Origin of the sequence: Geomicrobium sp. JCM 19039 (genome assembly GCF_000698145.1) — a bacterium.
In the GTDB taxonomy this organism is placed as follows: Bacteria; Bacillota; Bacilli; order Bacillales; family Marinococcaceae; genus Geomicrobium_A.
In genome coordinates, this window is record NZ_BAXB01000026.1 from 34,297 (window position 1) to 48,386 (window position 14,090).

General features: G+C 41.4%; 17 protein-coding genes. 11 read left to right on the forward strand and 6 right to left on the reverse strand.

Going from position 1 to position 14,090, the window contains the following annotated elements:
• Window positions 1-47: 47 nt before the first annotated feature.
• From JCM19039_RS18240 to JCM19039_RS18265, 6 genes are all read left to right on the forward strand, one after another.
• Window positions 48-899, forward strand: coding sequence for an AraC family transcriptional regulator (locus JCM19039_RS18240; protein ID WP_042429889.1), 852 nt, complete (start codon window positions 48-50; stop codon window positions 897-899).
• A gap of 113 nt (window positions 900-1,012) precedes the next feature.
• A complete protein-coding gene (locus tag JCM19039_RS18245) occupies window positions 1,013-1,408 on the forward strand; it encodes a VOC family protein (protein WP_042429933.1) in 396 nt (131 codons plus the stop codon).
• A 17-nt stretch (window positions 1,409-1,425) separates the two neighbouring features.
• On the forward strand, window positions 1,426-1,944 hold the full coding sequence (locus tag JCM19039_RS18250; RefSeq protein ID WP_042429891.1) for a hypothetical protein: 519 nt from the start codon (window positions 1,426-1,428) through the stop codon (window positions 1,942-1,944).
• Window positions 1,945-2,120: 176 nt separating this feature from the next.
• The gene (locus tag JCM19039_RS18255; RefSeq protein ID WP_307190294.1) at window positions 2,121-2,477 is read left to right on the forward strand and encodes a DUF4260 domain-containing protein; all 357 of its coding nucleotides are present in this window, start codon (window positions 2,121-2,123) and stop codon (window positions 2,475-2,477) included.
• 3 nt (window positions 2,478-2,480) lie between these two features.
• Window positions 2,481-2,774, forward strand: a complete 294-nt coding sequence (locus JCM19039_RS18260; protein ID WP_152550273.1) for a hypothetical protein — start codon at window positions 2,481-2,483, stop codon at window positions 2,772-2,774.
• A gap of 930 nt (window positions 2,775-3,704) precedes the next feature.
• Window positions 3,705-4,364 carry a YncE family protein gene (locus JCM19039_RS18265; protein ID WP_042429901.1) on the forward strand — a complete coding sequence of 220 codons (660 nt, stop codon included), beginning with the start codon at window positions 3,705-3,707 and terminating at the stop codon, window positions 4,362-4,364.
• Window positions 4,365-4,508: 144 nt separating this feature from the next.
• On the opposite strand, the gene JCM19039_RS26930 is transcribed toward JCM19039_RS18265, so the two are convergent.
• From JCM19039_RS26930 to JCM19039_RS18285, 5 genes are all read right to left on the reverse strand, one after another.
• Entirely contained in the window at window positions 4,509-4,721 is a 213-nt protein-coding gene (locus tag JCM19039_RS26930; RefSeq protein WP_152550274.1) for an ATP-binding protein, read from the reverse strand.
• 265 nt (window positions 4,722-4,986) lie between these two features.
• Window positions 4,987-5,367, reverse strand: coding sequence for a DUF4440 domain-containing protein (locus JCM19039_RS18270; RefSeq protein ID WP_042429904.1), 381 nt, complete (start codon window positions 5,365-5,367; stop codon window positions 4,987-4,989).
• Between the two features lie 86 nt (window positions 5,368-5,453).
• Entirely contained in the window at window positions 5,454-6,002 is a 549-nt protein-coding gene (locus JCM19039_RS18275) for a hypothetical protein (protein ID WP_042429906.1), read from the reverse strand.
• 62 nt (window positions 6,003-6,064) lie between these two features.
• Window positions 6,065-6,796, reverse strand: coding sequence for a hypothetical protein (locus tag JCM19039_RS18280; protein WP_042429909.1), 732 nt, complete (start codon window positions 6,794-6,796; stop codon window positions 6,065-6,067).
• Entirely contained in the window at window positions 6,780-7,319 is a 540-nt protein-coding gene (locus JCM19039_RS18285) for an RNA polymerase sigma factor (protein WP_052398933.1), read from the reverse strand. The genes JCM19039_RS18280 and JCM19039_RS18285 overlap by 17 nt, the downstream gene beginning before the upstream one ends.
• Before the next feature lie 1,213 nt (window positions 7,320-8,532).
• Here JCM19039_RS18285 and JCM19039_RS18290 point away from each other — a divergent pair.
• Both JCM19039_RS18290 and JCM19039_RS18295 read left to right on the forward strand, forming a co-directional pair.
• Window positions 8,533-8,940 (forward strand): peptidoglycan-binding protein, encoded by a 408-nt coding sequence (locus JCM19039_RS18290; protein ID WP_042429913.1) that lies wholly within the window; start codon window positions 8,533-8,535, stop codon window positions 8,938-8,940.
• 103 nt (window positions 8,941-9,043) lie between these two features.
• Window positions 9,044-9,601 carry a hypothetical protein gene (locus tag JCM19039_RS18295; RefSeq protein WP_042429916.1) on the forward strand — a complete coding sequence of 186 codons (558 nt, stop codon included), beginning with the start codon at window positions 9,044-9,046 and terminating at the stop codon, window positions 9,599-9,601.
• A gap of 81 nt (window positions 9,602-9,682) precedes the next feature.
• On the opposite strand, the gene JCM19039_RS18300 is transcribed toward JCM19039_RS18295, so the two are convergent.
• Window positions 9,683-10,180, reverse strand: a complete 498-nt coding sequence (locus JCM19039_RS18300; RefSeq protein WP_042429919.1) for a hypothetical protein — start codon at window positions 10,178-10,180, stop codon at window positions 9,683-9,685.
• 210 nt (window positions 10,181-10,390) lie between these two features.
• Between JCM19039_RS18300 and JCM19039_RS18305 the strand changes: the two genes are divergently transcribed.
• The 3 genes from JCM19039_RS18305 to JCM19039_RS18315 all read left to right on the forward strand — a co-directional run bounded on the left by JCM19039_RS18305 (window position 10,391) and on the right by JCM19039_RS18315 (window position 13,218).
• Window positions 10,391-10,969: a TetR/AcrR family transcriptional regulator gene (locus JCM19039_RS18305; protein WP_042429922.1), complete on the forward strand. Its 579-nt coding sequence runs from the start codon at window positions 10,391-10,393 to the stop codon at window positions 10,967-10,969.
• On the forward strand, window positions 10,969-11,886 hold the full coding sequence (locus tag JCM19039_RS18310) for a serine hydrolase (protein WP_238545136.1): 918 nt from the start codon (window positions 10,969-10,971) through the stop codon (window positions 11,884-11,886). Before JCM19039_RS18305 ends, JCM19039_RS18310 begins: the two co-directional genes overlap by 1 nt.
• 192 nt (window positions 11,887-12,078) lie before the next feature.
• On the forward strand, window positions 12,079-13,218 hold the full coding sequence (locus tag JCM19039_RS18315) for a serine hydrolase (RefSeq protein ID WP_052398934.1): 1,140 nt from the start codon (window positions 12,079-12,081) through the stop codon (window positions 13,216-13,218).
• Window positions 13,219-14,090 lie beyond the last annotated feature (872 nt).

Consider the following 14,090-nt stretch of genomic DNA (forward strand, 5'->3'; position numbering starts at 1 on the left):
ATGGTACAACAAAAGGGCGGTAGGATGATTATAGGGGGGTGAGTACAATGACGTGGGTCCAGTCGTTGCAAGTCGCGATTGATTATATGGAAGATCATTTGCTGGAAGAGTTATCGGTGGAAAGTATTGCGAAAGAAGCCAACTTCTCTTCCTTTCATTTTCAGCGTGTGTTCTCGGTACTAACGGACATGTCTGTCGGTGAGTACCTCAGACGGCGGCGCTTAACGCTAGCTGCCCATGAGTTGACAAGGGAGAACACGAAAGTGATCGACATCGCCTACAAATATGGCTACGAAACCCCCGAAGCTTTCTCTAAAGCTTTTCGTAAGCATCACGGAATTTCGCCTACGAAAGCACGCGCGTACAAGGGAAAGTTAACATCCTATAACCGCCTGGTCATCCAGGTGAGCCTGAAAGGGGCAGAACCAATGAATGTGAAGATGGTTGAGAAGGAAGCATTTGATGTGGTCGGCGTGAACGAGACGTTTTCATTAGAGAACGGAGAGAACTTCAAGGAGATTCCGAAAAGATGGGATCGATTAATTAACGAAGGTACGACCGATCAGCTGTTTGCGCTGAACGACGGGCCGATAGCCGGTTTACTCGGTTTATGCGTAGGGAAGAATGAAAAATCGGTCGAGTATTGGATTGGAACGGCGAGTGGTGCTGGTCGTTCCGACAGCTTTAATCACATCCAGATTCCAGCATCAACATGGGCGGTCTTTGAAGTGCATGGCCCGATGCCTGGTGCGATGCAAGCGGTATGGAAAAAGATCTATTCCGAGTGGCTACCATCCAGCGGTTATGAGCACACCGGTACCCCTGAGCTAGAAGTGTATTCAAAAGATGATCCCTATCGTGAAGATTTATATTCCGAAATTTGGGTTCCGGTAAAATAAGTAAGGGCAGTGTCTGTGCGTCCACACAGATGCTGCTTTTTTGTAAAGGGATTTGCAATGATGTGTCGAATTGTATGGCTTGGGAAGTTTCACAGATTGGAGGAGGGAACATGTTGACACGAGGAATGCTTCATCATATTGAATTGTACGTCTCTGATTTACATACAGCGTCACAGTTTTGGGGGTGGTTTCTCGAAGGGCTCGGCTATGAACCATTTCAGCAATGGGCGGAAGGGGCAAGTTGGAAGTTGGGGGACACGTACATCGTGTTTGTGCAAACCGAAGACAAATACTTGGATGTTCCGTATCACCGTAAACGGACGGGATTGAATCATTTAGCTTTCCACGCGGATTCTCATCGGCATGTAGATGAGATGACCGAGGAGTTAAAAGCTCGAGGGTTTAACGTTTTGTATGAGGACAAGCATCCGTACGCGGGAGGGCCCGATTATTATGCGGTTTACTTTGAAGGGCCTGATCGCATGAAAGTGGAACTCGTTGCACCGTAAAGAATGGAGAGAAGCCGATGAATGAGAAGTTTGAACAGTTTACAATCATTTGCAAGGCGTTAAATGAGCAGGGGATTACCCCGCTACTCATGGGCAGTGTTGGCTTGGAAGTGCTCACCGAGCGGAGTTGGCAGGCACGAGATTTGGATATTCATGTGCCTGGAGATGCCAGGGGGTGGGATGTTCCAGCAGAGAAGTCCATTGATGAGTGGTCAGAGATTATGAAACGGATGGAAGGGCTCGGCTATCGACTCGTCGACTTGCATGAACATCAATTTCTAAAAGACGGAGAAGAAGTTGAATTTGGGATTATTGATACACTTCCTGCGTTTGCGGGGATTCCTATCGAGCAGTTGAAGCTCCAAGAACGAGCCGGTGTGTGTTTCTATTTGCCAACAGCCGAACAATACTTACGCATCTATGAAGCTTCTTCCAAAGACAGTTACCGGTCAAATAAGAACAACAATAAAGATCAAGAGAAGATCATGTATTTACTAGAGTTGCAACAGAACAACCCCGGAAATCTTTCTTTTTGAGCGTCGCTCGTTTGTTGTGCAATATGAACTGAAAACAAGTAATTTGCTGGATTTGACCGAGGCCCCACCCTCGTGATCAAGTAGGCATCTTCACCGTGCATCACGAGAAAAAGTGGGTGTCGGCGAGCATGAACGCTTTTTTAAAAGAAGTACATATACTGAATTAATTCGAGAAGGTGAACGTCTTGAATCGACGAATGTTACATATTGAAGGGATAGCTGTTTTTGTTGTGTCACTTTATTTGTACGCTACAACAGGGTTTAGTTGGTGGTGGTTCTTCCTTCTCTTGCTCGCCCCGGATTTATCTGCGCTCGGGTATTTGAAAGACCGTCGAGTCGGCGCGGTCGTCTATAACGTATTTCATACGTATAGTTTTCCGCTCCTTCTTATGCTCGTTAGCAAGATGACCGGGTGGAATGTCGTGTTTGCGGCAGCGGTCATATGGCTCGCACATATTGGCATGGACCGAGCGCTAGGGTATGGATTGAAGTACCCGTCTGACTTTAAGCATACTCATCTGCAGCGGGTGTGAAGTATGAAGAGGTATATCGTCGTCATCACGGCTATGATCGTATTTTTCGTCATAGAACTTAACATGTCGACCATTCATTATACGAGCGAACAGGAAGCCGATGAAATTGAACGGATTCTTGACCGGGCATGGGGCGAGTTCGCCGTAAATGCTTATCAAGTTGACGGGGAAGAAAATTGGATCTTTGTTCAAGTAGGATATAAAGAAAACATAGAACAAGTCAAGGAGAAAATCATCGCAGATCTTGATGAACGTGATTTAAATGAATACCGAGTGAAAGTCACGGAAGGTAAATAAAAGCAGTGTAGAGGGTATACTCATTGATCGTACAACCTGTTGTTCAGCCACTAATGGTCACAGCAGGTTGTGGGCCTTCTTATTCTCTCTTTTTTCGAGACAGTTATATTTTCTCTCGGTATTTCGACTTTCATGTATCTGCTAACAAAAGATGGCAGTTCGAGCAGAAAAAAGGAACAGTGAACCTGAGTCAAGTATGAATTTACAGAGACAATCCTCAATGATAAAATACGGGAAATAACTACCATGGGGGAGATAAAATGAAAAGTTATTTCCTAGCAATTCTAATCTATTCTTTTCTAGGCTACTTGTGGTATATCTTTTCACATAATCTTATCAACTTTGTGAACGAAAATGACATAAACATTATACTGTCGTTCGCAATACTTCTCATAGGCTTCACATTATTTTTCGAAATTTGTCGAAGAATATCACCTTTTTACTCACTCAAATTTAATCATCCACTAAGAATTACAGGGATCTTAAGTTTTTTAATCTGTGTAATTCTTATAGTAGTGATAGACTATATATGATTGTTAATATCTAAAAATATAATTTTTGTAAAATTATATTTTTATTATGCATATGGATGTACACCCTCAAGCTTACCAAGCGACTCTCGTAAGCATCTTGATGAAAAGGGCTGCGTTCTGCGGCTGCCTTTAAGTCTATGGATGATGTGCATTCGATAAAACACAACCACACGTGTTTTGGCTTTTATGGGTGTTCTATTGAGAGTTGTAGTGAAACAATTGCCCGTGAAAGATCTTAATAAATAGAAGTTTCTTATAACAATTATTTACAATTGGAAATAGCAATTACAGTTAAGTGAAATATTTTTAATATGACGAATTGTGGATTTGAAATTGGTAATAACTTTGGGGATATTACACAGTGGAGAATTAAAGTGAATTTGAAAGGAGAAGAAGTATGTCTGAAAACATAATCATAAGAAGGGTTGAAGCCCCCGGAAAACACTTGTGTGGATTATCTTGGGATGGTAAGAGGATCTGGCATTCAGACGGTAAGGAAAACTATATTTACAGCTTAATGAATAATCAATTTATAGAACAAATAAAGATGACGAATATAAGAACCGATTTAACAGTTCATGGAAATAGAATTTTTCAGATCGCTGGATTGCACAAAAAAGAAATATGCGTATTAACTAAAACCGAAGGAAAACTGTTAACCAAATTAAGATTGGATCGTCATGATGGTTTATGTGGAATGGAGTATTATAACGAAGGCCTGTGGCTAGGGTATAAGGATCCTGGTGAGATTATATACTATTCGTTAAGAGAAAACAAAGTAATGGATAGATACTATGTAAATAAAAATATAGCAGGTTTAACTTACGATTCTGATAATGAAATTGTTGTATTTGCTGATTTTGATGAAAGTAGTATTAATTTTTTCCAACTAAATACGTGCAAGTTAATGACCGAAGAACTCGACTTTCAAGCTACTGGCCTAACTTTTGATGGGGAAAACTTTTGGATTGCAGATTTTTTTAATCATGAAGTAAAAGTTCTAAATGGTAAGTATTATATAGAAAAATGTAAAAAGTTTTTTTATGATAATGAATAAAAATCTTTAGGTGAGTGATTAAAGGCAAGAGCGTGAAATATCTTGTGTGAATTGATAAAATTAAAAAAATAAAATCCTTTTCTAGTGGAATTAAGTCACCACGACTAACCCAAAGAAAAGAGGACTTTCTAATGGCTCATCTTACTACAGATTCTGCTCAAGCCCTCGGTCAAAAGGAAGATTTAAACGACATGCTTCCTCACCAACGCGATAAAACCGAACGAAATACCCTTCACGAGAAGCTTTTCGTCCCAACCCTGTGGCTAAATGCGTCTTCCCTGTACCGGGTGCTCCTGTAAAAATGACATTTACCTGGCGTTCGATAAGGGATAGATCCATCAGTGTTCCTTGATCCACGTGGCGTGGAAACTGCACATTTTGTGTTAACTATTTGGCTTGCTTAATGTAACGCCCAACTTTGGCATTCTCTCGGTATTTCAATTTCTTTTTAAACAAGGCTTCTAAGTACGTTTATGTCTCAAACGGTACGTGTGAATACCGTTCTGCCACATACAGCAAGCGTAACGATTTACATAATAAGGTTAAGCGTTCCGACCTCTCCTTGCGAATGCTCTTAAGGCTGTAAGGTATCATACAACTGCCAGTCGATATTAAACCGATGCTACCTCACTCTTTGCTGAATTTCAGCGGCGAGTAGCCATTGGCCCTCTTCTTCAGTCCAATGTTCAATCGTAAACAGCTCAGCTAAAGAACGACCTTCATGAATAATGTGCATTCGATAAAACACAACCGCACGTGTTTCTGTTTTCATGGAGATGACGCGATCATCAAATCGTTTCTTCATCCCTTTCAGATCAGCAGCAGAAGATCGCATGCCTGCAATCGCTTCTGCTTTCGTGAACGTTGCAGGTTCTAGAACATTTTCATCATAAAATACGACGGTGTAATCGTCTGTCATGTTTTCTAGCTTCGTTGTGTCCCCCGAATGCATAGCTTCCTGCCAATCCTTAATAAAAGCGTCGTGCGTGCGTTCGAAATTCATCGTCTTCCTTCTCCTAATACGTGTTTTACCTTCACTCTCAACAGACAAATGTGTGTACTTAAATGATGAAACTTGAATGCAACTACCTACCCGAAAAACCCAACATAAATATAGACGATTGCATAGCTGGCGAGTAGCAGACTGAGGATCATTACCGTTTTGGCAGGTGCAAATTGCAAGGCCGCACTCGTGTCTCCTATAGGCATTCGCTTCACACGAGACCCAACTAAATCGCCTACAACGTAAACGAGGTTGAAAAGAAATGAGCCACCAACAATGAAGTTTGAGAGAACGGGCTCATTGAAGAACAAGTAGACGATGAAAAAAGCGATTAGAAGAAACGAAACACTCTGAAAAATGAAGCCGCCCATCACATAAATGAGTGAGTGCTTCCCGGCTGTGTCGTATTTAAAATAGGTATGTACATAGTTGCCGTGCTCATCACCAGGCTTTAACCATTGTCCGTGCTCATCTTTAAGCGCCACATGGGGCGGGTACTCTGTAAGTTTGATGCGAATATTCTCTTTTGGAATCTTTACGACATAACGGCCAACAAGATAGTGCCCAAGCTCGTGCACCCAAACGTGAAAAAATAGCAACACGTAGCCACTAATCATCCACACGATAAATTGCAAACAAACACCCCCTGGGGATAGTATATCGCAACAGCAGGAGGTGGGGGTGTTGTTAAGATATTTTATTGAATAAATTCTAAAGATGCTAGTGCTGAATAAAGTTCTTCCTCTGTTAGTCGTTCATTACTAATATTAAACAAATAATCTTCGCTAGGAATCCATACTTGGTCTCGCTGCCCGTCCCTTATGTCGGTATATACGATTTGGTCACCGATCATCTGTTTTTCAATATTTCTTGAATTTCCAATTTCCTCTTCTATATAAATTTGTTGATTTTGAATTGTAAATGATGCTGGCATTTCTTCTTGCATAACGGCAACGGCCCATTCCCCACTCCCTTTCTGTTCAACAGAACCGTATGTGGAATAGATCACACGATGCTCACTCTCTAAAATGGAAACATCTAGCAATATTTGCTTATTTTCAGGGAGATCTTTTAGTACTGCGAATGGCAAATCATTGATCTCTTTCAATTGATCCAAAGCAGTATCGGAGAAACTGATCGAATCGTTGCGATCATCCGTAGCTACAGAACGTTCGACCTCATGAAATGTGTCCGAATACTCATTGGAAACGTCATTGGTAAAATAGACAAACGTTCCGATGAATAGAAAGGCAAATATCGCGATGGAGCCAGCATATTTAAAAGAGCGATTCACAGTGAAATTTCTGCGTCTATTGTTTCTTATAGAGTGAATAATTCTATTTTTAACAGTAACGTTTCGTTTTTCATCCCAGTTCATATTCTTATTTATCTTAGAAAAAACATTAGAATCTCTAACTTTTCTTTTCATAGTACACCTCCTCGGCCCGAATATAGCTATCTTCTAGAGATTTCATCGCACGATGTAACGTCGTCTTTACTTTGCTTTCTGACCACTTTAAAATATCGGCTGTCTCTCTTATTGAAAATTCATGAACTTTCCGTAATAAGATTATTTTTCTATATCGATCTTTTAGATTGTTTATTCGATCTATGAGTTCTCGTGATTCTTCCATCGTTTGAATATATTTTTCAGGCTGAAGAGATGGATCAGGAACACTTTTAATAAACTTCTCAATAAGGTGAATTGGCTTTTTCTTTCGTAAATAATCCATGCTAGCGTTATGCGCAATCTTAAATAGCCATGCCCTTGAATTTTCTATCTCTTTCATTCGATGCACATTTTTCCATGCGCGAATAAACGTCTCCTGCAATAGATCTTCGCTTTGTAGTTCATCATTCACGAGCATATAAATATAGCGGATAAGTTCGTAAGAATGGATATCATAGAGCTCAACAATCAGCAACTCTTCGTCAGCTTCCGGAGTTATCAAACCATGCACCTCCTTGAATGAAAATTGTTATCCTTATGACGGATGAGAAATGAAAAAGTTACAATAAGATACAATAAATTGTTTGGGTTTATTAACTGGTCCATTGTTTTGCATAAACGGGCATTATAAACAAGTGGTAGTAGTTTTGATATATTTTTCTTAGAGGCCGAAGAATCCTAGGGTAGTATAATACATTGCGTCTGTAGGTTGTCACGCTACGCTACTCAAGAAGGCAATCGCAGCTTTTGTATCAAATTCCTAGAGAAGAACAGTTATTGAAGTATGTACCAGGTTTGGGTTCAGGCACAGAGATATATGTTAAACTCAACCAATTATCATTTTATATGATATTTTTTCATAACGTCTCATTGTCAATTAATTAATGCGTTGGCAATAAAAGTTTAAAGGAGCGTCCAGCTGTTATTAAAAATATTATGTTATAGAGTGATAGTATGACTTTTATCTGCTTGTTGTAGACATTCAGTTTCCTGCTCAGCTTTTAGTAGGTTATTGAAATCATTGAATAATTTCTAGGTTTCTCTTCTTTTGCAATTCATAGTCAACAGTTTCAAAATCAGTGGTGTTTAATGGTGATATAGTTATCAGTAATTAACACTTCTGTAAACGCTTAAGCAGCAAGGCCCACCTGATTAGAATTTGGAATTTTTGTGTGTTGAACTTTAGTGATTAATTGTGAAAAAGATGCTTCAATAGCACTGTCATACGACACGAAAAGTTTACATCTGAGCTAGATTTTTAAGTTATTTCATAACTGACAAACCTAAAATATAATCGTCAAATTTCGGTTCAGATTTCGGAAAAGGGAAGAGTGGGTCACATCTAAATAGTTTAGCTGTATGGGAGTACCATGATGATAGGTTTTTTACAAGCAAAGGTATCGGAAGGGTTTCAATCGCCGAAGATACCTCCTTAATTTGATAGGGAGGTTTAAATAATATAAATACTTTAGGTTAAAACAGCATCGTTAACAAGTATTGGCAACAAGGTAACCTTTATACAGACTAAGTATTGGTTATACTTAATATATTTGGTTACTTATAAAGGTTATCTTTAATTCGTTGTGTCAAAACTTGTAATAGTAAGACTGAAAATCCCTCAATTGATTAATATTATTAAATATTCTAAATTTAATGTTGATTAAGGTGTTTATATCTGATAGTCTTGAATTATAAAAAATTAGGAGGGATTTACCTTGAAATCTATTGTATTAGGGAGTGTGCTAGTATTGTCAATGTTACTTGTAATTCCTCAACAAGTGGGTGCTTACGATTTTCAAAACTGGAGAACTTGGGACACTATAAGTCAAGGATCTAGTGGTGGTTTTGTTGGAGCGGCGCAAATTAATCTTCATTCTTCTGGAATACAGTCAGCTACTGGTCCAATTGACGGTATATTTGGTGCAGGTACAAACTCAGGTGTTCGAATATACCAGGATGCAGAAGGCTTAGGAGTTGATGGAATCGTGGGTCCTAACACCTGGGTCATATGGAGGCATACGCATCTTCTGGCATCAATAACAGAGTGTATGATCATCCTGGAAGTGCAATATATACTGGTTATTATAGCATATATGGTGGCGGTGATCGCAGAGAGTATGTAGAGGCTAGGCTTTGGGAAAACGGAATACCTACGCAAACTTTATTTACAGTTTATGTTCAGAATTAACGCAATATAATTTATATTTAGTATTGGAGGTTTAAATAGTGAAGAAGACATTTTGCATTACTTCAACATTCATTTTGTCGATAGTTACTGGAGTATTATTAACCTCAAACTCTAGTGAAGCTAATGAAGATAATATTGATGGTCAGACAACACTCCCTGTTATAGAAGAAGCTAAGGTGAAAATTTCGTCAAATAATGAAAATGAAATAGGTCTTTTAACAAGTTTACCAGGGGATGATCCTCACCTTTTATCTTTAGCTCATGATACGGAAGGTGACGAAGATGTTTTTTATTCAAGATATGGAAGTCCGGATCAAGACTTGTCTAGTGATAGTTGGGAATGGGAAGCTACAGTTCTTCAAGAACAGCTTAGAGAAGGTGAAAGTCTAGAAGAGGTTAAAAATATAGTAGAAGAAGATTTTGGAGAAGTTGAAAAGCTTGACTATAGTGATAGGGTTGGATATGTGCAAATGAATGATTATGGATTAAGCTTCGTATATATTATTACTGATGAATATTTCTATAATATAGCTAGTGACAGTCTTAGCGAGATAGAATTAATTGAGGCTGGTAAAACATTGGAGTTCATAATATAATATCGATAGAGATATTTCTAAAAAAACACTAAAGAATATTTTATTAGACGAATTAGCTAATATAAACGGTGTTTTTATTATTTATGAAGAGATCATTACCGTTTTGGTAGGTGCAAATTGCAAGGCCGCACTCGTGTCCCCTATAGGCATTCGCTTCACACGAGACCCAATTAAATCGCCTACAACGTAAACGAGATTGAAAAGAAAAGAGCCACCAACAATGAAGTTTGAGATACCGGGCTCATTGAAGAGCAAGTAGACGATGAAAAAAGCGACGGTAAGAAACGAAACACTCTGAAAAATGAAGCCGCCCATCACATAAATGAGTGAGTGCTTCCCGGCTGTATCGTATTTAAAATAGGTATGTACATAGTTGCCGTGCTCATCACCAGGCTTTAACCACTGTCCGTGCTCATCTTTAAGCGCCACATGGGGCGGGTACTCCGTAAGTTTGATGCGAATATTCTCTTTTGGAATCTTTACGACATAACGACCAACAAGATAGTGCCCAAGCTCGTGCACCCAAACGTGAACAAATAGCAACACGTAGCCGCTAATCATCCACAAGATAAATTGCAAACAAACACCCCCTGGGGATAGTATATCGCAACAGCAAGAGGTGGGGGTGGTTTTTGAGTACATTGTATGAGATTCATCTGCAGGCCTAATCCCCTTTGAATTTCTAAAACGAAAAGCGCAAAAAAACGAACACATCCGGTACATATCATGTATAATATATGATATATAACATGTGTTATTTATCATGTGAAATTCGAAAGAGAGGTATCTATGCCACCGAAAAATAAGTTTTCTAAGGATCAAATTGTTGAAGCGGCTTTTGCGATTGCTGAAACAGAAGGAATTGATGGGATAACGATTCGCAAAGTGGCGGATCGGTTAGGTAGTTCCATTGCCCCGATTTATGTGAATTTCACTGATGTAGACGCATTAAAACAAGCGGTGATTGGGCAGGTTGTGAACGTGAGTCACCGCTTGTTGGCGGAAGAAACGAGTCGCTCGCCGTTTGCGAATATTGGGGTTGCAAGTCTCAGATTTGCCAAAGAGTATCCAGTCCTTTTTAAAGACTTTGTCATGAATCAAAATGATTATTTGCAAGACTATGATGAGGGGATGGGGGATGTTCTGATTGATCAGATGAGAGACGATCCTGAGCTACAAGAATTCAATGACGAAGAGCTTCAGGATATTTTGTTCAAAATGAGAACGTTCCAGACAGGCTTCTCAGTCATGGTTGCAAATGAGTTATTTCTGAAAGAATTCGATATGGATAAAATGATCGAGATGATGGACAGTACCGCTGAAGACGTGGTGCACGCTGCCCGACTTCGTAAAGGGAGGGACGCTTGATGGGCCGAGTTTTGGATGAATCGTTTCTTCAGAAAACCGTGGAGCAAATGGCGAACAAGAAAAATAACTGGGGAGCCATTTTGTGTGTCGAACAAGGCGACGGCGACTTTTCGTGGTCGGGCGCAGCTGGGAATCTGAAAGCGCACGACCAATATTTTATCGCAAGTGTCACGAAGTTATATGTGACCGCAGTTGTTCTCATGTTAAGGGCAGAAGGTAGATTGCAACTGAGTGATCCGATCAATACGTACTTATCAAATGATGTGATGACCGACCTTCATGTTCTAGATGGTGTTGATTATTCGAAGGATCTAACCATTCAACATCTCATCTCGAATACGTCAGGCATTCCGGATTACTTTGCATACAAACGAGCGGACGGTACGGCTGTTGCCGACGATCTGTTCACGGGCAAAGATCAACGCTGGCCGTTGGAGCAAGTGGTGAGGTTAACGAAACAAATGAAACCGAAATTCAAACCTGGCGAAAAAGGGAAAGTGAACTATTCAGATACGAACTATCAACTGTTAGGCAGAATCATAGAGAATCAGACAGACATGAGCATTGCCGAAGTGTTCAAACGTTATATTTTTGACCGGTTAGGGTTTACGAAAACATACGTATACACCGACATATATGATGAGAAGCCAGTTGCCCTTCATTACAAAGCTAGTACGGTCCGCCTGCCGCTTTACTTTTCTTCGGTTGGTGCCGAAGGCGGCATCGTGTCAGATGCAGAAGAAACGATGCAGTTTTTGCGCGCATTCGCAAACGGGTATTTCTTCCCGAAAGAGCAGCTGGAAGCGTTAAAAGAATGGCGTTTGATCTTTTTTCCAGGCTCTTTTTATTATGGGATTGGCTTGGAAAATTATGGGTGCCGCGCATCTACTCGCCATTCAAACGGATTCACGAAATAATCGGTTTCTGGGGACAAACGGGCGCGTTTGCCTTTTATAATCCAGAGAGGGATTTGTTCTTTACGGGTACGGTGAACCAAAGCAGTGGGTGGGGGCATAGTGCGGCGGTCAAGGCGATGATTCGGATTATTCAAGCCACTTGATGAATTCTGCTACAATAAAGGAAAAGATTTGCTTCAGGGGGATATGGATTTGATCTATTGGGTCTTAACCGCTGTCGTTCTCGTCGTACTGCTCGCGATTATAGGGTTATGGCGGTTACTCAGTTGGCAGCAAAAGCCAGATGCAAACTACGTCGAAACGTTCATTCGTAAACATCCAGCCCGTTCTTCACTGCTCGTGACGATAAATGGGGAGACGCTCGTTGAGGAGCAGGCTGATGAGCCGAGACACTTGGCGAGTACAGTGAAAATCATCGTCGCCATTGAATATGCAGAGCAGGCGGCAAACGGAGATGTTGATCCGTCGGAGCGCATCGCCATCGCCGATTTAGCCCGGTTTCATATTCCTCAGACGGATGGCGGCGCTCATCCGAGTTGGCTTACAGATGTGGAAGCAAACGACCGTTTGCAAGAAGGGGCAGTCTCATTGGAGGACGTTGCCAAAGGGATGATTTCTCACAGCTCCAACGCCAATACCGAATACTTACTCATGCGGTTAGGAATTGAGCAAGTGAACCGCCATCGCGAACGACTCGGATTGTCCAACCATGACCGGATCGTTCCATTCGTCTCTAGTATGATCATTCCGTACGAAGTGGCAAAGGCCAACGATCTGAAGATTTTTGATAAGGAAGACGCCAAGAGAATTCCAGCACTTATGGATGCCATGTCAAGCGAGGCCTATGAACAACAAGCGTTAACCATCCATGAAAAGTTAAAAAATGATCAGGATGGTTCGTACAAAGACAACGTGAAGTTGCACGCATGGCATAATCAGAAACTGGACCAGATCGTGTCCAAGCGCGATACACGTTCAACGGTGCGGGAATACGCGAGTATCATGCAGAAAATAAATTCAGATGGTTATTTTGCAAAAGAGGTTCAAGACCACTTGCAGCCGGTCTTGGAAGGGTGGCTTTTGAACAACTCGAAGAAGCGGTCGGCATTCACTCGTCTTGGTGGAAAAGGTGGTTCCACCTCTTACATCGTCACCTTCGCTCTTTACGCAGAAGACAAACAAGGAAATCGCACCGAAGTTGCGGCGTTCTTTAACGACGTGCTCGGATATGAAACGATCAAGCTCGAAAACAGCATCCTCGCTTTTCAGCTAGATGTCGTCGGTAACGATGCCAGGCGGGCAGAGCTTGTTCGGCAGTTTGGTGGGGAATAGTCTCTCGTTCTTATATAGTTGAACTGAACAACACTTCAGTTACTCGCTAACCCAAACGATGTGGGATTTGGTTAAGGTGGGGACTCACTATGGTGGGATTTTCTCAAATTTGCTAGTATTTTCGGCCGGAATCTTACCATTGGTCATTCTATGGTAAGATTTCTCGTCTCTATGGGAGGATTTTCAGCAATGCGCCTTGTAAAATAATGAAAATCTTACCATGAAACCATCTATGGTAAGATTCTCATCCCGCGGATGTTATCGAACAATATAAGTTGAACGAAAGAATTACATCAAGAACCAATGGTAAGCTTGGTAAAGTGGAAACTGTGCTCGAGTTACGACAGAACGGTTCTCAAGTTTGGGAAAATCGCAGAAAAAGCGGTCTAATCTCATAAACTAGGGAACAGAATGAACAAACTAGGGAACAGATTACCGGATTACCTATGCATCCTCGCCCCAAAGTACCAACAAGCTGTCGGCGCGAGCCGCGCCGAACCGAATTCGGTTTCGTTTCGGCCCCGGCGGGGCCGACGTGTCGTTGGCACTTAGCCTGGAATCTGCGCGCAAGTTGGAACAAACTGCGCGCCAGTTTGGCGAAATCGGCGCTAAAATCGTTCAAAAGGGCAAACTTGCGCGCAGCTGGGGGAGACTCGCGCGCAGAACAGTCGTTCGTCTTGCCCGCATGTGCCGCCACCCCCTGCGGCAACGGGTTCAGAGAACCCTCCTTTGCATTTCCAAGCCAAAAACCTAGCAAGACGTCGGCGCGAACCGCGCCGAACCGAGTTCGATTTGGCTTCGGCCCCGCTGGGGCCGACGTGTCGTTGGCATTTAGCCTGGAATCTGCGCTCCAGTTGGAACAAACTGACGCA